14 protein-coding genes and 1 pseudogene are annotated in these 18839 nt (G+C 65.5%); 10 read left to right on the top strand and 5 right to left on the bottom strand.

All coding sequences use genetic code 11. The features are described from left to right. Nucleotides 1-23: 23 nt before the first annotated feature. Genes HD883_RS01325 through HD883_RS01315 form a run of 3 tightly spaced genes read right to left on the bottom strand, consistent with a single transcriptional unit; the run spans nt 24 to nt 3192 of the window. Nucleotides 24-923, bottom strand: a complete 900-nt coding sequence (locus HD883_RS01325; RefSeq protein WP_179588195.1) for an ABC transporter ATP-binding protein — start codon at nt 921-923, stop codon at nt 24-26. Next, nucleotides 923-2272 carry a branched-chain amino acid ABC transporter permease gene (locus HD883_RS01320; RefSeq protein ID WP_373563293.1) on the bottom strand — a complete coding sequence of 450 codons (1350 nt, stop codon included), beginning with the start codon at nt 2270-2272 and terminating at the stop codon, nt 923-925. Before HD883_RS01320 ends, HD883_RS01325 begins: the two co-directional genes overlap by 1 nt. Then, the gene (locus tag HD883_RS01315; RefSeq protein ID WP_373563410.1) at nt 2269-3192 is read right to left on the bottom strand and encodes a branched-chain amino acid ABC transporter permease; all 924 of its coding nucleotides are present in this window, start codon (nt 3190-3192) and stop codon (nt 2269-2271) included. The genes HD883_RS01320 and HD883_RS01315 overlap by 4 nt, the downstream gene beginning before the upstream one ends. Nucleotides 3193-3417: 225 nt before the next feature. On the opposite strand from HD883_RS01315, the gene HD883_RS01310 reads away from it, so the two are divergent. From HD883_RS01310 to HD883_RS01285, 6 genes are all read left to right on the top strand, one after another. Next, nucleotides 3418-4941: a protein adenylyltransferase SelO gene (locus HD883_RS01310; protein ID WP_179588197.1), complete on the top strand. Its 1524-nt coding sequence runs from the start codon at nt 3418-3420 to the stop codon at nt 4939-4941. A 10-nt stretch (nt 4942-4951) separates the two neighbouring features. After that, nucleotides 4952-5377: a peptide-methionine (R)-S-oxide reductase MsrB gene (msrB, locus tag HD883_RS01305; RefSeq protein ID WP_179588198.1), complete on the top strand. Its 426-nt coding sequence runs from the start codon at nt 4952-4954 to the stop codon at nt 5375-5377. Between the two features lie 335 nt (nt 5378-5712). Further along, nucleotides 5713-6303 (top strand): septation protein A, encoded by a 591-nt coding sequence (locus HD883_RS01300; protein ID WP_179588199.1) that lies wholly within the window; start codon nt 5713-5715, stop codon nt 6301-6303. Beyond that, complete coding sequence (locus tag HD883_RS01295) at nt 6300-6581, top strand: BolA family protein (RefSeq protein WP_179588200.1); 282 nt, start codon at nt 6300-6302, stop codon at nt 6579-6581. Before HD883_RS01300 ends, HD883_RS01295 begins: the two co-directional genes overlap by 4 nt. Before the next feature lie 49 nt (nt 6582-6630). Beyond that, a complete protein-coding gene (locus HD883_RS01290) occupies nt 6631-7398 on the top strand; it encodes a peptidylprolyl isomerase (protein WP_179588201.1) in 768 nt (255 codons plus the stop codon). Nucleotides 7399-7832: 434 nt separating this feature from the next. Then, on the top strand, nt 7833-8936 hold the full coding sequence (locus HD883_RS01285; RefSeq protein ID WP_179588202.1) for a porin: 1104 nt from the start codon (nt 7833-7835) through the stop codon (nt 8934-8936). A 246-nt stretch (nt 8937-9182) separates the two neighbouring features. Here the strand turns inward: HD883_RS01285 and purL are convergent, their stop codons facing one another. Next, entirely contained in the window at nt 9183-13235 is a 4053-nt protein-coding gene (purL, locus tag HD883_RS01280; protein WP_373563292.1) for a phosphoribosylformylglycinamidine synthase, read from the bottom strand. 263 nt (nt 13236-13498) lie between these two features. On the opposite strand from purL, the gene HD883_RS01275 reads away from it, so the two are divergent. From HD883_RS01275 to HD883_RS27500, 3 genes and pseudogenes are all read left to right on the top strand, one after another. After that, entirely contained in the window at nt 13499-14770 is a 1272-nt protein-coding gene (locus HD883_RS01275) for a D-amino acid dehydrogenase (protein ID WP_179588203.1), read from the top strand. Between the two features lie 30 nt (nt 14771-14800). Then, nucleotides 14801-15850, top strand: a pseudogene (locus HD883_RS27505) (NAD(P)H-hydrate epimerase); the annotation flags it as partial. Between the two features lie 225 nt (nt 15851-16075). After that, complete coding sequence (locus tag HD883_RS27500; protein WP_373563409.1) at nt 16076-16978, top strand: NAD(P)H-hydrate dehydratase; 903 nt, start codon at nt 16076-16078, stop codon at nt 16976-16978. 199 nt (nt 16979-17177) lie between these two features. Here HD883_RS27500 and HD883_RS01265 read toward each other — a convergent pair whose 3' ends face one another. Beyond that, nucleotides 17178-18035 (bottom strand): ABC transporter ATP-binding protein, encoded by an 858-nt coding sequence (locus HD883_RS01265; protein WP_179588205.1) that lies wholly within the window; start codon nt 18033-18035, stop codon nt 17178-17180. A gap of 141 nt (nt 18036-18176) precedes the next feature. Between HD883_RS01265 and HD883_RS01260 the strand changes: the two genes are divergently transcribed. After that, nucleotides 18177-18782 (top strand): arylesterase, encoded by a 606-nt coding sequence (locus tag HD883_RS01260; protein ID WP_179588796.1) that lies wholly within the window; start codon nt 18177-18179, stop codon nt 18780-18782. The last annotated feature ends 57 nt before the right edge of the window (nt 18783-18839 follow it).

The following is an 18839-nucleotide window of genomic DNA, read 5'->3' as shown; positions in this document are numbered from 1 at the left end:
TCGCCTGTCATGATGTCGCCCTGTCATGCCGCCGGCCCCTTGCCATGCAGGGACGAGACGGTGCCGCCGTCGCCATCCCGCGCCTGTCCCAGATAGGCTGCCCGCACCGCCGGATCCTGGCGGACGACATCGGGCGCGCCAGACGCAATCACCTCGCCTTGCACCAGCACCGACAGCCGATCGGCCAGCGCAAACACGACGTCCATATCGTGTTCGATGATCAGCAGCGATCGCCCCGCCGCCGCCCCGCGCACCAGTTCGACCATGCGCGCGGCTTCGGCGCGGTTCATGCCGGCGGTGGGTTCATCGAGCAGCAGCACTCGGGCGTCGGTCGCGATGGCCATGCCAAGTTCCAGTGCGCGTTGCTGCGCGTAGGTCAGTTCGCCCGCCAGGCGCAGGCGGTCAGCGTGCAGGCCCAGGCGATCGGCCAGGTGGTCGGCACGGTCGTTGATCGGGCGCTGCGTCGACGCACGTCGCCAGAACGCATACCCCGCACCCAGCGACCAGGACGCAGCGCACCGCAAATTGTCGATCACCGTCAATCGGGGAAAGACGTTGGTCACCTGGAAGCTGCGTGACAGCCCGCGCCGGTTGATCACGTGCGGCGCCAGGCCGCCAATGTCGCGGCCATCCAGCTGGATGCGGCCGCGGGTGGGCGAGGTCAGACCGGAGATCACATGGAAAAGAGTCGACTTGCCGGCCCCATTGGGACCGATGACGGCGTGGCGTTCGCCGGCAGCGACCGACAGCGACACCGATCGCAGCACGTCGACCTTGCCCCACCGTTTGGAGACATCGGTCAGTTGCAAGGCGGGTGCGGCGGGTGCGGCGGGTGCGCCAGACGATACGCGCGATGGCCGACCGCCACCCAGCGCCGCATCCGCAGCGATCTCCCCGACACCCCGCTGGATCGCCCGCGTCATCAACTCGCCCTCCGGTCCGACACCGCCGAGCCATGATCCTGGCCGCCCTCAGCCCGGGCCCTGAACCGGCGCGCCAGCACCAACATGCCAATCCCCGCAGCCATCACCACCACCGCCATCCACCACGGCATTCCGCCCCCGATCTCCCACCCTCCGGACGCTGCAGCCGCCGCGTCTGGCACCGGCGCCGCCTGCCCGAGCCGCAAGCGCTCGCGATACAGCGGCTCGACCAGTTCAACCGTGCCGAACACCAGCACCAGCACGCCCGACGCCGCCAGGACATACGGAACCGACAGCATCCGCCAGCCGCGTTCCCGCCACTGCCGGCCCTGATCCGCGGCGAACCCTGCGATGCCGCCCGGCACAAACATTACGGTCGCGGCAAATCCGAGCCCAAGGTACAGCTGCCAGGCCGGCGTGTGGCGCGACAAGGCCATCGCCATCAGCGTGACGGTGATCGCGCCGAGCACCGGCCCGACAAAGTAGGCCGACCCGCCGATCACCACCGCCAGCAGCACCATGCCCGATCGCATCGACCCCAGGCTTTCGGCGCTGACCACTTCGACATTCAAGGCCGTCAGCGCGCCCGACATGCCGGCAAAGAACGCGGCGGCAACCAGCATCGTGCAGCGCACCCGCTTCGGGTCGTAGCCAATGAAGCCAACGCGCTGCGCGTTATCGCGCACGGCGCTGGCCATCCGTCCAAGCGGCGTACGGGTCAGTCCGTACATGGCAAGCGCGGCGGCCAAGCTCCAGGCCGCCGTCAGGTAATAGATTTCGATGTCCGGGCCGAAAGTGATCCCCCACACCGGATCGCCCACGACCCGATTGGTGGCGATGCCTGCCTCGCCGCCGAACCAACCGGGGAACATGGCTGCAAGCGCGTACATCAACTCGCCAATTCCCAGCGAGATCATCGCGAACGGCGTGCCGCCCCGCCGCGTGGTCAGCAGCCCGAACAGCAGACCAACCACCGCGCCCCCCAGTCCGCCGACCAGGGGAACCAGCGAGACCGGCAAAGGCAGTCCGTCGCCGGCCAGGTTCAGCGCGCGCACCGCGACCCACCCGCCCATGCCGGCATAAACGGCATGGCCAAATGACAGCAGCCCGGTCTGGCCCAGCAGCAAGTTGTAGGACAGCGCGAACACCGTCATGGCGCACAGGTGCGACAGCAGGGTCACCGCGTAGGCATTGCCGGACGCGCCGCCCAGCAGCCACGGCGCCAGCAGCAACACCAGGGCGGCGCCGCCCCAAATCATCAGCGGCCACCCGGCCCGCGCCATGGCACGCCCCGGCCCGGGCATGGCCGGCAACGCGCCGCCAGAGGACTCCACCGCACCTTCCTTCACGACTCGCGCCTTCCCAGCAAACCGAACGGCCGCCAGATCAGCACCCCCACCAGCACCAGATACGGCAGGACGGGCGCAATCCGCGACAGGGGCAAGGCCAGCAAGGGCGCGAAGGATGCGGCCAATCCGTCGGCGGCCGATCCCGCGGTCACGCCGATCAGATCCCCCACCGACGTATCGAAACCGACCGCCAATGTCTGCAGCACACCGATCAACAGACTGGCCACAAACGCCCCGGTCAACGACCCCAGGCCGCCCACCACGGTCACCACGAACACGATTGGCCCCACCGCCAGCGCCATGCCCGGATCGGTCACGAACACACTGCCGCCGACCGCGCCGGCCAGCCCCGCGAGCAGGCACCCGCCCGCAAACACCGCCATCAGCACCCGCGGCACGTCGTGCCCCAGCGCTTCGACCATGGAAGGATGCGTCATGGCCGCCTGGATCACCAGCCCCACTCGCGTGCGATGCAGCAAGATCCACAGCGCCAGCAGCATGCCGCCCGCCACCGCCATCATCAACGCCCGGTAGGCCGGAAACTGCGTGCCATCCACGACAAATAGCGGCTGCTGCAGCGATTCCGGCAGCCGGTAGGGCACGGCGGATCGCCCCCAGATCAGTTGGACGACCTCGGCAATCACGTAGGCCAACGCAAAGGTGAACAGCAGTTCGGCCACGTGGCCCTGCCCGCGCACCCGCCGCAAGCCAAACCGTTCCACCAGCGCGCCCAGCACGCCGACCCCCAGCGGCGCCAGCACCAGGGCAGCCCAGAAGCCGGCCCCGGCCCAGGCAGGCGAGGCATCGATCTGAGTCGCGATGGCGTAGGCCGCATACGCCCCCACCATGTAGAAACTGGCGTGGGCGAAATTGATCACACCCATCATGCTGAAGATGAGGGTCAGTCCTGCCGACAGCATGAACAGCAACAGCCCATAGCTGATGCCATTGAGCAGCGCAACGATCCCGCCTTCCAAACCCGAACTCCCCCCCGAATACCGGCAACCGGCGCACAAAAAAACGACGCGCAATCCACGACCGGAACGCACGATACGCCCGGCAACACCTTGCGACGAAGCCCACCGTCGCCACCAGACAAATAGGTTAACCTTCTTTTATCGAGTCACCCCGCCCTAGCCCTGGCCATGACTACCCCTCTTGCTCCTACGCTCGACGCCCTGAAGGTTGTCAATTCCTTTGCCGACGCGTCACCCGATTTCTACACCCGGGTCACTGCCCAACCCCTGACCGACCCGTGGCTGGTCCACGCCAATGCCGACGCCGCGGCGCTGATCGGTCTGTCGCCCGACGTGTTCACCACTCCCGAATTCCTGCGCGTGTTTTCCGGCGCCGCCCCCCTGCCGGGCGGCGTGTCGCTGGCGGCCGTCTACAGCGGGCATCAGTTCGGCGTGTGGGCTGGCCAGTTGGGTGACGGGCGCGCGTTGCTGCTGGGTGAAGTCGACACACCCGCTGGCCCCTGGGAACTGCAACTGAAGGGTTCCGGACGCACTCCCTATTCGCGGATGGGGGACGGCAAGGCGGTGCTCCGCTCATCGGTACGCGAATATCTGGCGTCAGAAGCCATGGTGGGCCTGGGCATTCCGACCACCCGCGCGCTCGCGCTGGTGGCGTCCGACGATCCGGTCCGCCGCGAAACGATGGAAACCGCAGCCGTCGTGACCCGCATGTCGCCGTCGTTCGTGCGCTTCGGGTCGTTCGAACACTGGGCCAGCCGGCAGCAGATCGAACCGCTGCGCGTCCTGGCGGATTATGTGATCGATCACTTCTACCCCGAATGCCGGACGGCGCCGGAAGGCGCGGCCGACGTGGCGGGCGGCCCGTACCTGCGATTGCTGGCCGAGGTTACCCGGCGCACGGCGGCGCTGATGGCGCAGTGGCAGGTGGTGGGCTTCTGTCATGGGGTCATGAATACCGACAATATGTCGATTCTTGGCCTGACGCTGGACTACGGCCCTTATGGCTTCATGGACGCGTTCGATGCCCATCACATCTGCAACCACACCGACAGCGCGGGCCGTTATGCCTGGGACGCACAGCCGGCGGTGGGCCACTGGAACCTGTACAAGCTGGCCGGGGCCTTGTTCCCGTTGATCGAGGACGAAGACGCCATTCGCGCGTCGCTGGACGGCTACGAAGCCACCTTCCTGGACACCTTCCATGGCCTGATGGCCCGCAAGCTGGGGCTGGCTGCCTGGCGTGAGTCGGATGCCGATCTGGTCAACGCCCTGTGGGCCGTCATGCACCGCAACGGCGCCGACTTTACGCTCAGCTTCCGCCGCCTGGCGCAGGTGCACAAGGATCCGGCCACCGAAGCGGCGGCATCGGCCGGCCGGGAAACGTTTGTGGACCTGTTCGCGGACCGTCCGGCCGCCGAAGCCTGGCTGGACACCTACCGGGCCCGCCTGCGCGAGGATGATCTGGATGACGCCGCGCGGGCCGACGCGATGAACCGGATCAACCCGCTCTATGTATTGCGCAATCACCTGGCTGAAACGGCGATTCGGGCCGCCACGCAGCGCGACACCTCGGAAATCGAGACGCTGGTGATGCTGTTGAAGGATCCGTATACGGAAAGACCGGGATTCGACGCCTACTGCCGTATCCCGCCCGACTGGGCGAGCCATCTGGAAGTCAGTTGTTCTTCGTGAGGACCCCCGCATGACAGCTCCAAAGAAAGTGAACAAATCCGACGCCGAATGGCGCACCCTGCTGACCCCGATGCAATACGCGGTCGCACGGGAAAAGGCGACCGAGCGCGCCTTTACGGGTGAATACTGGGATCACCACGAGCCGGGCATCTACCGCTGCGTCGCCTGCAACACGCCGCTGTTTGCGTCGGACACCAAATTCGATTCGTCTTGCGGCTGGCCCAGTTACTTCAAGGCGCTTAATCCCGACAACGTGCGCGAGGAGCGGGACACCACCCACGGCATGGTTCGCACCGAAGTACTGTGCAACGTGTGCGACGCCCATCTGGGCCACGTGTTTCCCGACGGCCCCCCGCCGACCGGCGTGCGGTATTGCATCAACTCCGTCTCGCTCAAGTTCGAACCGTTCAGCCCGGCCGCGGGCGCCTCGCGCTGATCCGAACGGGATGTCGCGGCTCCCTTGCAGGCCGCGACCTCCCGATCCAACTCGTCCACCACGCGGTACAGGCCCAGCGCGCCGGCAATGCATGGCTGCACCGACCCACCGGCCAGTTAGCACGCTGCGCCCCGACAGCCGGGCCGCTTGAAATCCCACCCCTCTATATATAGAGCACCTCTATATATAGAGGGCGCTCACAAGACCGCCGCCATACGAAGCGGACCGCGCCGATTCCCTTCCCGCGCCGATCCGCGATAAGCTCCCTTCCCTTGCCACCGCGCGCGCCCCGGGTGCACCGCGGCCAAGGCCCGTTTCCTGACTATCGAGCCCCAATGAAACTTCTGTTCGATCTATTTCCCCTCCTGCTCTTTTTTGGCGCCTACAAGTTTGCCGACCTGTATGTCGCGACCGGCGTCGCCATGGCCGCCAGCGTGCTGCAGATCGTGTGGCTGGTCGCCCGGCGCAAGAAAATCGAGCCCATGCACTGGATCAACCTGACGATCATCGTCGTGTTTGGCGGGGCAACGCTCTTCCTGCACAACGAACTGTTCATCAAGTGGAAGCCCACCGTGCTGTACTGGCTGTTCGCCGTGGTGTTGCTGGGCGGACAGTTCATTGCCAAGAAAAACCTGATGCGCAGCATGCTGGGCGCGCAGATCCAGTTGCCCGACGCGATCTGGAACCGCCTGAACACGGCATGGGCGCTGTTTTTTGCCGTGGTGGGCTGCGTCAACCTGTACGTCGCCTACAACTGGCCGACCGAAACCTGGGTGACCTTCAAGGTATTCGGCATCTTCGGCCTGCTGCTTGCCTTCGTGATCATCCAGTCGATCTATCTGGGCCGGCACATGAAGACGCCGACCAAGGAAGGCGCGGCGGAAGTGATCAAGGCGGAAACCGACGCCGGGGCGGAACGGTCATGACCGCCGCCCGCGTCGCCACCATCCGCAGCCTGCTGGGCGGACTCGATCCGCAGGCCCTTGACGTCATCGACGAATCCCACCTGCACGCCGGTCACGCCGGCGCCGCGGGGGGCGCCGGACACTTCCGGGTACGCGTCGTTTCGGACCGTTTCACGGGCTTGTCAAGGGTGAGCCGACATCGCCTGGTGTATGATCGATTGAAGGATCTGATGCCTGACGAGGTGCATGCGCTCGCCATTACGGCGCTCACTTCCCAAGAAAATTCCGACAAGACCTAACAAATCAGGCTGGCTTCCGGCCGATCTATTCATAGTAAGGATTTCCCTGATGAAGCGTGTTTTGATGTTGACGGCTGCGCTGGCCGTGGCAGTTCCCGCCTTTGCCCAAAACGCTGCCGTCGTGAACGGCAAGGCCATCCCTTCTTCGCGCGTTGATCAATTCGTCAACCTGCTGACCAAGCAAGGCCAGCCCGACTCGCCGCAACTGCGCGAGCAGATCCGCGAAGAACTCATCAACCGTGAAGTCTTCCTGCAGGAAGCCGACAAGCGCGGCATCTCCAAGCAGCCGGAAGTCCAGGCCGAAATCGACCTGACGCGCCAGAGCGTGCTGATTCGCGGTCTGTTCAACGACTACCTCGCCAAGAACGCGATCACGCCGCAGCAAGTCCAGGCCGAATACGACCGCGTCAAAAGCGCCCAGGGCGACAAGGAATTCCGCGCGCGTCACATCCTGGTCGAAACCGAAGCCCAGGCCAAGGACATCATTGCCCAGCTGAACAAGGGTGCGAAGTTCGAAGACCTGGCCAAGCAGTCGAAGGATCCGGGCTCGGCCGCCAACGGTGGCGATCTGGACTGGGCGCCGGCAAGCACGTACGTCAAGCCGTTCTCGGACGCACTGGCCGGCCTGTCCAAGGGTCAGACCACCACCAACCCGGTGCAGACGCAATTTGGCTGGCACGTGATCCGTCTTGAAGACGTGCGCGACAGCCAGTTCCCGCCGCTGGATCAGCTGCGTCCGCAGATCGAAGAGTCCCTGCGCCAGGCCAAACTGCGCGACTTCCAGGCCAGCCTGCGCCAGAAGGCAAAAATCAACTGATGGCAAACGTTGGTTTGAACCAACACTAAAACTAATCCTGGCAGGTTAATTTTCCGCTATCAGGGTTTGCCTTAGTTGTATGAAACGCCCCATTGAGCACTGACGTCACGTCACTGCAACATGGGGCGTTTTTACTGAAACGTGTTTTGAGGCATTACGCAGTTTTCCGTCCCTATTCCAAGCTTCGGTTGCAAGGATGTCACAGCGTTTAGGGCAAATCGCAACACATCAATGTTGCAGCGGAATTAAGAGTTGGCACGCGTTCGGCTTTTCTGGTGAAATTCATTCCAGATTTCTCGCAGCCAGCACCATCGCTCACTGAAATCGAGAGCAAGGCCGCCGCGGCACATATACAAAGGTTCGGCCCTAGCCGAGCGCTTGTGTATGACGCTGTTGGCTTATCGTGTTATTCACTCCGTTGGAGACCTAATTAAATGAAGAAGACCCTTCTCGCCGCCGCTCTGTTGGCTGGCTTTGCCGGTGCAGCTAACGCCCAAAGCAACGTTACGTTGTACGGTATCGCTGACGTTGGTTTCTTGAATGACAAGACTGAAGGTTCGAAGGCCCGCAACGGCATCGACAGCGGCCTGGGCGCCCAATCGCGCTGGGGTATCCGTGGTTCGGAAGACATCGGCAACGGCCTGAAGGCAATTTTCCAACTGGAAAGCGGCTTTGACATCGACACCGGTGTTTCGACCCAGCAAAACCGCCTGTTCGGCCGTTATGCATTCGTCGGTCTGGAAAGCGCACGCGCTGGCCGCCTGACCTTGGGCCGTACGACCAACCTGGGCTTCATGTGGGCTGCTGGTATCGTCAACCCGTTCGGTCTGTCGTACTCGCGTTCGTCGATCGGCACCACGTTCGGCTACAACCAGGGTGACTTCGGCGCCGGTTCGCGCGTGAACAACTCGGCTTACTACTACTCGCCAGTTATCGCCGGCTTCCAAGGCGCCGTGGGTTACAGCTTCCAAGCTGGCCAAGGCACCGTGAACGAACAAGAAGTTGCTGGCAACGGCAACAACAACCGTCTGATCGACGTTGGCCTGAAGTACGAAAACGGCCCGTTGAAGGGTGTCGCTACGTACTCGTACGCCAACCTGTCGGACGCCAACCAGGCTCTGAACGGCGGCGAAAAGCCCCAGAACCTGATCGTCGGCGCATCGTATGACTTCGGCGTGGTCGCAGCTTACGCTGGCTGGTCGCACATGAAGAACCCGCTGAACAACGTTGGCGGTGCTCTGGTTTCGCCTACCGGCGCTAACTACACCAACAACTTCGCTGGCCTGTACGGCAACGACAACGCCTATACCGTTGGCCTGAGCGCACCTCTGGGCGCCGGTAAGGTGATGGCTGCCTACCAAAAGACGACGAAGTCGGAAATCGACGGCTACGCAGTCGGCTACGTGTATGACCTGTCGAAGCGCACCAACGTGTACGCTTTCTTCAACGACTACGATCAGCGTCAGTTCGTTACCCGCACCAACTACACGGACGTGAGCCGTCGCCAGCTGGCCTTTGGCCTGCAGCACAAGTTCTAAGCATCTGATTCGGGCGCAAGCCTGATTCCGGGAACGTCGCAAGGCGTTCCAATGCTTACCGTGTTGAACAAAACCCCCAGGCAAGCCCGGGGGTTTTGTTTTGTGGGGTACCGTACGCAAACGTGGCCACCGGTCCGCAAGGATGCGCGGTGTCAGCCACAAAAAAAAGCCTGTCCGTCTTGCGACGAACAGGCTTTTTATCGAACTGCCCTGACTACCAGGGCGGCTCCTCTTCTGTTGGCGGGCTCAGCCCACCCAGACTCGCGCGTTGCGGAACATGCGCATCCACGGCGAAAACTCGCCGCCGCTGTCCTGCTCGCCCCAGGTTTTTGGCGCCCACGACATCTGCACATTCCGGAAGACACGTTCGGCGTGCGGCATCAGGGCCGTGAAGCGGCCGTCAGCGGTCGTCACGCCCGTTAAACCGCCCGCGCTACCATTGGGGTTGTACGGGTAGGTTTCGGTCGCCTGGCCGCGGTTGTCGACGTAACGCAGGGCACCCAGCACCTTGCCTGCATCGCCCTGTTGCGTGAAGTTGGCGTAGCCTTCTCCGTGCGACACGGCAATCGGCACCTGCGAGCCGGCCATGCCTTGCAGGAAGATGGACGGTGAGTCCATGACTTCCACCATCGCAAAGCGCGCTTCGAACTTTTCCGACTGATTGCGCGTGAAACGGGGCCAGTGCTCGGCACCCGGGATCATCGACGCCAGGGCCGCCAGCATCTGGCAGCCATTGCAGACGCCCAGCGCAAACGTTTCCTTGCGGCCGAAATAGGCCGAGAACATGTCCGCCAGCATGGCGTTGAACTGGATGGTCTTGGCCCAGCCTTCGCCCGCCCCCAGCACGTCGCCGTAGCTGAAGCCGCCCACGGCGACCAGGCCGTGGTACTCGTTCAGGTCCACCCGGCCCGCCAGCAGGTCGGTCATGTGCACGTCGTGCGACGCAAAGCCCGCCTTGTCGAAGCCATAGGCCATCTCGACATGGCTATTGCACCCCTGCTCGCGCAGGATGGCCACACGCGGGCGCTTGCCCGTTGCGATCATCGGCGCCGCCACGTCGGCTTGCGGATCGAACGTCACACGGGGCGACAGGCCCGGATTGTCCTTGTCGGCCCAGATGGCCAATTCGGCCTTGGCGCTGGCCGGGTTGTCGCGCAGAGCCATGATGCGGTGGCTCACTTCGCTCCAGGCCTGCGCCAGTTCGACGCGCGGCTTGGACCAGATCTTCTTGGCGTCGCGGTAGATGTCGATCGTGTCGGTGGTGTTCAGGCTGCCGATCACGTGGGAGTGTTTGGACAGTCCCGCACCGCGCAGCACCTCCATGACCGCATTGCGGCTGGCCGTCGGGACCTGGATCACGGCGCCCGCCTCTTCCGAGAACAAGGCCTTGAAGGTCAGTTCGGCGCGCTGCACGGCCACCTGGTCGGCGCGAATCTTGAAGTCGCCCCAGTCCGAGGCATGCGGGTCGAGCGTAAGCATGTCGATGTTCAGCGTGACGCCCACGCGGCCGGCGAACGCCATTTCGGACACGGTGGCGAACACGCCGCCATCGGAACGGTCGTGGTAGGCCAGGATGACGCCGCTTTCGGCAAGCGTGCGGACCGCGGCAAAGAAGGCGACCAGCTGGTCGGCCGATTCCAGGTCGGGCACGCTGTCGCCCACCTGGTTGATCACCTGCGATAGCACCGAGCCGCCAAGGCGGTTGCGGCCCTGGCCCAGGTCGATCAGGATCAGCGACGTATCGCCTTCATCGGTGCGCAGTTGCGGGGTCAACGACGGGCGGACATCTTCGATCGAGGCAAACGCCGTCACGACCAGCGACACCGGCGAGACCACCTTGCGGTCTTCGCCATCCACCTGCCAGCCCGTACGCATCGACAGCGAGTCCTTGCCGACCGGGATCGACAGGCCGACTTGCTGGCACAGCTGGCTGACGGCGTCGACCGTGTCATACAGGGCAGCATCCTGCCCCGGTTCGCCGCAGGCGGCCATCCAGTTGGCCGACAGCTTGATGTCTTCCAGGCGCGCCACGGGGGCCGCCACGATGTTGGTAATGGCTTCAGCCACCGCCATGCGTCCGGACGCGGCCGCGTCGATCACGGCCAGCGGGCTGCGTTCGCCCATCGCCATGGCTTCGCCGCGAAAGCCGCGGTAATCGGCCAGGGTCACAGCGCAGTCAGCCACCGGCACTTGCCATGGGCCAACCATCTGGTCGCGCGACGACATGCCGCCCACCGTCCGGTCACCGATGGTGATCAGGAACGTCTTGTTGGCGACGGTGGGATGACGCATCACGCGCAGCGCAATGTCGTCCAGATCCAGGCCGACCACGTCGATCGGTTCGCGCACGCCCGGCAGGCGCGCCACGTCGCGCACCATGCGGGGCGTCTTGCCCAGGATCACTTCGATTGGCACGTCGACCGGGCGGGAGGTGCGGGCCCAGTCTTCCGCCGACGTGTCGGCGGCATCAAAGCCTTCGCCGTTGACGACGCGCAGCTGACGCTGCTCGGTCGCGACGCCTACAACGCCATACGGGCACCGTTCACGGCGCGCCAGGGCGTCGAAGCGTTCCAGGTCCTTGGGCGCGATCGCCAGGACATACCGTTCCTGCGATTCGTTGCACCAGATTTCGGCAGGCGACAAGCCGGATTCTTCCAGCGGCACCTGCGTCAGGTCGAAGGTGGCGCCGCGATTGGCGCCGTCCACCACTTCGGGGAAGGCATTGGACAATCCGCCCGCCCCCACATCGTGGATGGACAGGATGGGGTTGTCGGCGCCCAGCTGCCAGCAGCGATCGATCACTTCCTGTGCGCGCCGCTCGATTTCGGGGTTGCCACGCTGCACCGAATCAAAGTCCAGGTCAGCCGTATTGCTGCCGACGCCCATGCTCGATGCCGCCCCGCCGCCCATGCCGATACGCATGCCCGGGCCGCCCAGCTGGATCAGCAGCGAGCCTGGCGGCAGGTCCAGCTTGTGGGTGTAGCCATCGTCGATGCTGCCCAGCCCGCCGGCGATCATGATGGGCTTGTGATAGCCCCACCGCGTGCCGCCGGCCGTCTGTTCGTAGCTGCGGAAATAGCCCACCAAGTTCGGGCGGCCGAATTCGTTGTTGAATGCGGCGCCACCAATCGGGCCTTCCAGCATGATGGACAGCGGCGACGCGATGCGGTCCGGCAGGCCATGCGAGTCGGTTTCCCAGGGCTCGGGCGCCTCCGGAAAGCGCAGGTTGGACACGGTGAACCCGGTCAGGCCCGCCTTGGGCTTGGAGCCGCGGCCGGTCGCGCCTTCGTCCCGGATTTCGCCGCCCGCACCGGTCGATGCCCCCGCGAACGGAGAAATGGCCGTGGGGTGGTTGTGCGTTTCCACCTTCATCAGGGTGTGGACGATGGTGTCCCGCTTGCCGTAGGCCAGCGTCGTGTCCCCCGCCTGCACATGGAAGCGTTCGGCCGGGCCGCCCTGCATCACGGCGGCGTTGTCGGAATACGCGACCACGGTGCCCAGCGGCTGCGCGGCGTGGGTCGCGCGAATCATGCCGAACAGGGTGTTTGGCTGGTCGGCGCTGTCGATGCGCCATTGCGCATTGAAGATCTTGTGGCGGCAGTGCTCGCTGTTGGCCTGCGCGAACATCATCAGTTCGACGTCGGTCGGGTTGCGGCCCAGCGTGGTGAACGACGTGACCAGGTAATCGATCTCGTCGTCGGACAGCGCCAGCCCCATCGTCAGGTTGGCCGTGGCGAGCGCGGCGATGCCCTGTTCCAGCACGGGCACGGTCTGCATGGGCTTGCCGGGCAGCGTCGCGAACAGCGGCGCGCCATCGAATTCGCCGTCGACCACGGTTTCCGTCATCCGGTCGTGCAGCACCGAGGCCACGGCAGCCAGGTCTTCAGGACTCAGCGTCTTGGTGCCGGTGAACCCGCTGAGCAGGCCGCGTTTGGGCGACAGCGTGTACAGCACCCCGCGTTCGATCCGCCGCACGCCGTCCAGGCCGCAATTGCGCGCGATGTCGGTGGCCTTGCTGGCCCACGGCGACAGCGTGCCCAGGCGCGGAATGACGAGCAGCGACTGGCCCGCCGGGCCGGCCACGAAGGGCTCGCCATAGTGCAGGAGCTGATCGAGGCGCTTGGCATCGGCGTCCGACAGCGGCCCGTCGGTGTGCACGAAATGCACGTAGCGCGCCGTGACGTCGGCGATCGCGCCAGGCAGCGACTGCAGGCGTTCGAGCAGGCGTTCGCGACGGAAAGAGGAAAGGGCGAGGGGTCCGGGCAGGCGCAAAATGGAGGCCACAATAAGAGACGACACTAGAATCGAGGGAGGGGAAACGCGGTTTCGCCCATCATTTTACTTCGATGCGGGCAATCAAGGGAAAACGCGAAGAGCAAGGACCATTTCACGGGCGTCGCCCTGGGGAGACAGCGGCTTCGGGCCCTCCTGGAACCGCGTACAATCCGGTGCCCGCCGGCGCCCCGCCGAGCCCGTGTTCCGGCTTGCAGGCAACCGCGGTACCCGTACCTCCTCCCGGCCACCGGGCCACCCCACAACGTTCAAGAGTCAATCAGGTTTTTATGCATGTGATAGTGGTGGGTGCAGGGATCGTGGGGGTGTGCACCGCCTATTTCCTGAGCCAGGAAGGCATGCGGGTCACGGTCATCGACCGGCGCAGCGGCGTGGCGCAAGAGGCGAGCTTCGGCAACGCCGGCTTCGTGGCGCCAGGCTACACGTCGCCTTGGTCTGCGCCGGGCCTGCGCGCTAGCCTGCTTACCGGACTGTTCAAGCCCGAAGCGCCCGTGCTGCTGCGCCCTTCCCTGGATCCTGCGGTGTGGCGCTGGGTGCGGCAGTGGCTGGGCCAGTGCCGCGCCGACCGGTCCCTGGCCCATCACGAGATCATGCAACGGCTGGCCCGCTACAGCGGCGACCAGTTGCGCGGACTGCGCGAGACCCACACGCTGGAATACGAGCAACGCACCGGCCTGCTGCAATTGCTGCGCAGCGACCGCGATGTGGCCGCGTCATTGCACACGCGCCGTGTGCTTGAAGCCACCGGTGTCGTGCACACCGTGCTGTCGCGCGACGAGACGGCGCAGCTCGAGCCCAGCCTGGCGCGCGCCATCGAGATTGGTACGCCGCTGGCCGGCGCCATCCACTTTCCGAATGACGAGTCGGGCAACTGCCCGTTGTTTGCGCGTCAGCTGTCCAACCTGGCTGAAGAGGCCGGCGTGACCTTCCTGTTCAATGCGACGGTCCGGCAACTGACGGCGCAGGCCGGCGCCGTGCAGGGCGTGCGCCTGACCGAAGGACGCACGCTGTCGGCCGACGCGGTCGTGATGTGCGCCGGGGCCGATTCGGCCCGGCTGATGCGGCCAATGGGCGTGCGCCTGCCCGTCCTTGGCATCAAGACCTATTCGGCAAACGTCGCCCTGCGCCCCGACACGATTGGTCCGCGCCAGACGGTCATGGACGAGGCATACAAAACCAGCATCACGCCCTTCGGGCAGCGCCTTCGCATCGCCGGCACGGCCGAAATCGGGTCGCGCGACGCGACTTTGCGAAACAAGGCGTTGCGGACGCTGTCACGGGTCGGCATGGATTGGCTGCCCGGGCGGCTCGATATGTCGCGAACCGCCTGGTGGTCAGGCGTGCGGCCCATGACCCCCGACGGCCCGCCCGTGCTAGGCCCCACGGGCATGCCACGGCTGTTCATCAACTCGGGGCATGGGTCCCAGGGGTGGACGTTTGCAGCCGGCGCCGGACGGATCGTGGCCGATCTGGTGGCGGGCAAGGCTCCGGCCATCGATCTGACCGGATTGGACATCGGGCGGTACACGCGCAAGAATTAAACGCTTGACGACCTTTTCGGAGTCCTGCGTATGCCTGCTTCCCCTCTTCTGCTGACTTCGACCGCCCTGCGCCGCATTGAAACCGACGCGGCCGCCACCCTGCCCCCCGGTACCCTCATGGACCGCGCCGCCCGCAGCGCCGCCGCCCGCATCGCCACGTCGTGGCCCAGCGGGGCCGTGGTCGTGCTGTGCGGACCCGGCAATAACGGGGGCGACGGCCTGGTCCTGGCCCGGATGCTGCACGAGGCCGGCCGCCATGTGAAGGTGTGGGCCCTGCCTGCGTCCGACGCCGGCCGGCCGGAGGACGCCCAGCGCGCGTGGGACGCCTTGCCGGCAGGGCTGTTGCAGAGCGGGGAACCGGTGTGGCCGGTGGGAAATGCGGGAACGGAGGGCGCAGGCGGGGCGGGCGGCTTTGGGCAGGTCGAGTCTGCGGCCGGCGGCTTTGGGGAAAACGACTCTGCGGCGGGCGATCCCGGGTTGAGGTCGGAAGCGCTGAGCGCTGCCCTGCGTGATGCGGCAAGCGCGGCCGAGATCGATACTGACGCGGGCGCCGCACTGGATGCCACCGCCGGCGACGTCACGCCAACGGAAGTCACTGCTGACGACGTGACGGCTGACGATGTCACCGCGGCTGACCTGGCAGGCGATGTTGCGTCGCGCGAGCCAGTGGAACGGGGCGACACCGTATCCACAGATTTACTTGCGGACCGGTCTGACGCCGACCTGCTTGCGGACCCGTCCGACAGCAATTCCTTGTTCGCCGAGGGCGACCCGGCCGATGACCTGTCGAACGAACCGCTGTCCACCGGCACGCTGTTCGATGCCCCGCTGCTGGATCAGGGCCGCATTACCGACGGCCTGTTGCTGGACGGTGATGTCCCACGTGGCGTCATTGTCGACGCCCTGTTCGGCATCGGCCTGACACGCCCCTTGGACGCCCAGGCGCAGGCCTGGATCACGTGGGCCAACGCGCAGCCGGTCGCGCGACTGGCGATCGACGTGCCGAGCGGCCTGAACGGCGACACGGGCGCCGCGCAGGATGCCTGCGTGCAGGCAACCCACACCCTGACCTTCATTGCCGACAAACCCGGCCTGCACACCCGCGCAGGCAGCGACGTGGCCGGCACGATCGAGGTGGACGATCTGCAGTTGGCGGCGTTTGTTGACGCGAGTGCGGAGGCGGGTTTGGGGGCGGGTTTGGGGGCGGGTTTGGGGGTCGACGCGAAGGCCGACGCGAAGGCCAACGCGGACGTCGGCCTGGAAATTGGTCTGAATATCGGCGCCAATGCGGGTGCTGGCGACGACGTGACCGCTGCCGCGCCTTCCAGCACCGACCTTCCCACCAATGACATCGGCCATCTGATCCGGAAAGCCGACGTTCCATCGCTGTTCCAGTCCCGCAAGAACGATACGCACAAGGGCAGCTACGGCACGCTGGCGGTGCTGGCCGGCGCACCCGGCATGACCGGCGCGGCCCTGCTCGCCAGCCGCGCTGCGTTGCTGACCGGCGCCGGCAAGATCTTCGTGGCGCTGGCCGACACGCCGCCGCTCAGCCTGCCGTGCGATCCCATGCATCCGGAATTGATGGTGCGTGACGCGGCCGGCGTGCTCGATGCCGCCGATGCCTTGGGCGTCGACACATGGGTCGCGGGCTGCGGCCTGGGCACCGACGACGCCGCCAAAGGCTGGCTGACGCGCGTGCTTCAGGAACGTCCGGACGCCAACGTCGTACTCGATGCCGACGCATTGACCTTGCTGGGGGGCGATCAAGTCATGCAGGCAGCCTTTCGCCAGCGCAAGGGCATCAAGGTGCTGACGCCGCACCCACTGGAAGCGTCACGGCTGCTGGGCAGCGACACGCACGCCGTGCAGGCGGACCGCATTGCCGCGGCGTGTGCGATCGCAGCCCGGTATGGCGCCTGGGTGGTGCTGAAAGGCAGTGGGACGATAGTCTGCAGCCCATCGGGCGCCTGGCGCATCAACACCAGCGGCAATCCCGGGCTGGCTACGGCCGGCACGGGCGATGTCCTGTCCGGGATGCTGGGTGCACTCCTTGCGCAGGGCCTGCTGCCCGAGGAGGCCGTTGCGGGCGGTGTCTGGCTGCACGGGGCCGCCGCCGACCGCCTGGTGGAACAGGGAATCGGCCCGATAGGCCTGAGCGCCAGTGAAGTCGCGCAGGCCGCGCGCTGGATCCGCAATCAGGGGTGAGTGAGCCCGGCAGACTGGCCCAAGGGAGTCGCTTGCCGGCCAGCCTCAGGTTGCCAGCCTCAGGTTGCCAGCCTCAGATTGCTTGCCTCAGGTTACTTGCCTCAGATTGCTTGCCTCAGGTTACTTGCCTCAGAGTGTTTGCCCCAGATTGCTTGCCTGAGGTTGATCGCCTCAGACGACTTGCCTCAGACGACTCGCCTCAAACAGCTTCCACCGCCGAGTCCCGCACCAGCCGTCCCCCGGCGATGACCAGCTGACGGCCGCAGCGCTGCGCCAGCTTCAGGTCATGCGTGACCATCAGCAGCGTCGTGCCGTTTTCGCGGTGCAGGTCGAACATCAGGTTGATGACCGCTTCGCCGGTGGCCGAATCCAGGCTGCCCGTGGGTTCATCGGCAAACAGCAGATCGGGCTGCACGACAAAAGCCCGAGCCAGCGACACACGCTGCTGCTCGCCGCCGCTCAGCGTCTTGGGATAGTGGCGCAGGCGTTCGCCCAGGCCGACGCGTTCCAGCATTTCGCGGGCTGGATCGTGCGCCGGCAGTCCGGCCAGCTCCAGCGGCAGCATGACGTTTTCCCAGGCGGTCAGATGCGGCAGCAGCTGAAACGACTGAAAGACGAAACCGACATGCCGCGCGCGCAGCCGGGCACGGTCGTCTTCACTCAAGGCATACAGATCGTTGCCGGCCAGTTCCACCCGGCCGGCCGAAGGCACGTCCAGTCCGGCCAGCAATCCGAGCAAGGTGGATTTGCCCGATCCCGAACTCCCGGTGATCGCAACGGTCTCTCCCTTGGCCACCGTAAAATCGACGGCATCCAGGATGGCGAGCCGTCCGGTGGTATCGGTGACATGTTTGGCCAATCCCTGCACGGCAATGGCGGGCGTCGCGCCCACCGCGGCCGCGCCCGTTCTGCCGGCTCCCGCCAGGCCTGACGGCTCGCCCGGCCCGACCACCGTGGTGGTGCCTGGAAGCGTGCCGACGTGAGCCGGTGCAGAGTGCTGCAAAGAATCGTCGCCCCGGGTGTCATTACCCAGGGGCGCGCGGGTCTGTCCCGTCATAGTGGATCGCCCATTAAAAGGAAACTCATGATAAAGCCTTGCCCCCTGCCCATCGACGAAAGCAACGTGCGAGCGACCACCTCCTTGCGGCGTGGCCTGGGACGCGTGCTGGCGCTCTGTTGCCTGGCCTTGCCGGCCGTGATGCCGGCAACAGGCGCCTTTGCACAGACCGCTGCCGCCGCCGGGGGTTCCGCACCGGTGCTGATGGTGCTGGGCGACAGCCTGTCGGCAGAATACGGCATCGTGCGGGGGACGGGCTGGGTGCCCCTGCTCGAACAGCGCCTGAAGGAACGCAAGATCGACTACCGGGTGGTCAACGCCAGCATCAGCGGGGACACGACCAGCGGCGGGCGCAGCCGCCTGCCGGCCTTGCTCAAGCAGCATCAACCCAAGCTGGTGATTGTGGAATTGGGCGCCAACGATGCGCTGCGCGGCCTGGCGTTGAACATGACCGAAGACAACCTGAACGAGATCGTCTCGTCATCAAAGCGCGCGGGCGCGCAGGTAGTGGTGGTGGGCATGCAGATCCCGCCCAATTATGGCCGCGACTACACGCAGCGCTTCAAAGACCTGTTCGGCAAGGTCGCCGACAAGCAGAAGGTGCCCCTGGTGCCCTTCCTGCTGGAAGGCGTCGCGCAGCAGCCCGCGATGTTCCAGGCCGACCGCTTGCACCCGGTGTCGGCGGCGCAGCCCACGATACTTGAGAATGTATGGCCAACCCTTGCGCCGCTGCTGACGAAGAAATAAGGCGCTGCGGAAATAAGGCGCTGCGGAAGGCAAGATCGGCGCCGACAGAAATACGCT

Source organism: Pigmentiphaga litoralis (genome assembly GCF_013408655.1).
In the GTDB taxonomy this organism is placed as follows: Bacteria; Pseudomonadota; Gammaproteobacteria; order Burkholderiales; family Burkholderiaceae_B; genus Pigmentiphaga; species Pigmentiphaga litoralis_A.
This window is presented reverse-complemented; position numbering and strand designations above follow the sequence as displayed.

Excerpts from the sequence above, each read along its gene's own strand:
- HD883_RS01325 (WP_179588195.1), bottom strand. The coding sequence starts at position 923 with ATGACGCGGGCGATCCAGCGGGGTGTCGGGGAGATCGCTGCGGATGCG.
- HD883_RS01315 (WP_373563410.1), bottom strand. The coding sequence starts at position 3,192 with ATGCTGTCGGCAGGACTGACCCTCATCTTCAGCATGATGGGTGTGATC.
- HD883_RS01310 (WP_179588197.1), top strand. The coding sequence starts at position 3,418 with ATGACTACCCCTCTTGCTCCTACGCTCGACGCCCTGAAGGTTGTCAAT.
- msrB (WP_179588198.1), top strand. The coding sequence starts at position 4,952 with ATGACAGCTCCAAAGAAAGTGAACAAATCCGACGCCGAATGGCGCACC.
- HD883_RS01300 (WP_179588199.1), top strand. The coding sequence starts at position 5,713 with ATGAAACTTCTGTTCGATCTATTTCCCCTCCTGCTCTTTTTTGGCGCC.
- HD883_RS01295 (WP_179588200.1), top strand. The coding sequence starts at position 6,300 with ATGACCGCCGCCCGCGTCGCCACCATCCGCAGCCTGCTGGGCGGACTC.
- HD883_RS01290 (WP_179588201.1), top strand. The coding sequence starts at position 6,631 with ATGAAGCGTGTTTTGATGTTGACGGCTGCGCTGGCCGTGGCAGTTCCC.
- HD883_RS01285 (WP_179588202.1), top strand. The coding sequence starts at position 7,833 with ATGAAGAAGACCCTTCTCGCCGCCGCTCTGTTGGCTGGCTTTGCCGGT.
- HD883_RS01275 (WP_179588203.1), top strand. The coding sequence starts at position 13,499 with ATGCATGTGATAGTGGTGGGTGCAGGGATCGTGGGGGTGTGCACCGCC.
- HD883_RS01265 (WP_179588205.1), bottom strand. The coding sequence starts at position 18,035 with ATGACGGGACAGACCCGCGCGCCCCTGGGTAATGACACCCGGGGCGAC.
- HD883_RS01260 (WP_179588796.1), top strand. The coding sequence starts at position 18,177 with ATGCCGGCAACAGGCGCCTTTGCACAGACCGCTGCCGCCGCCGGGGGT.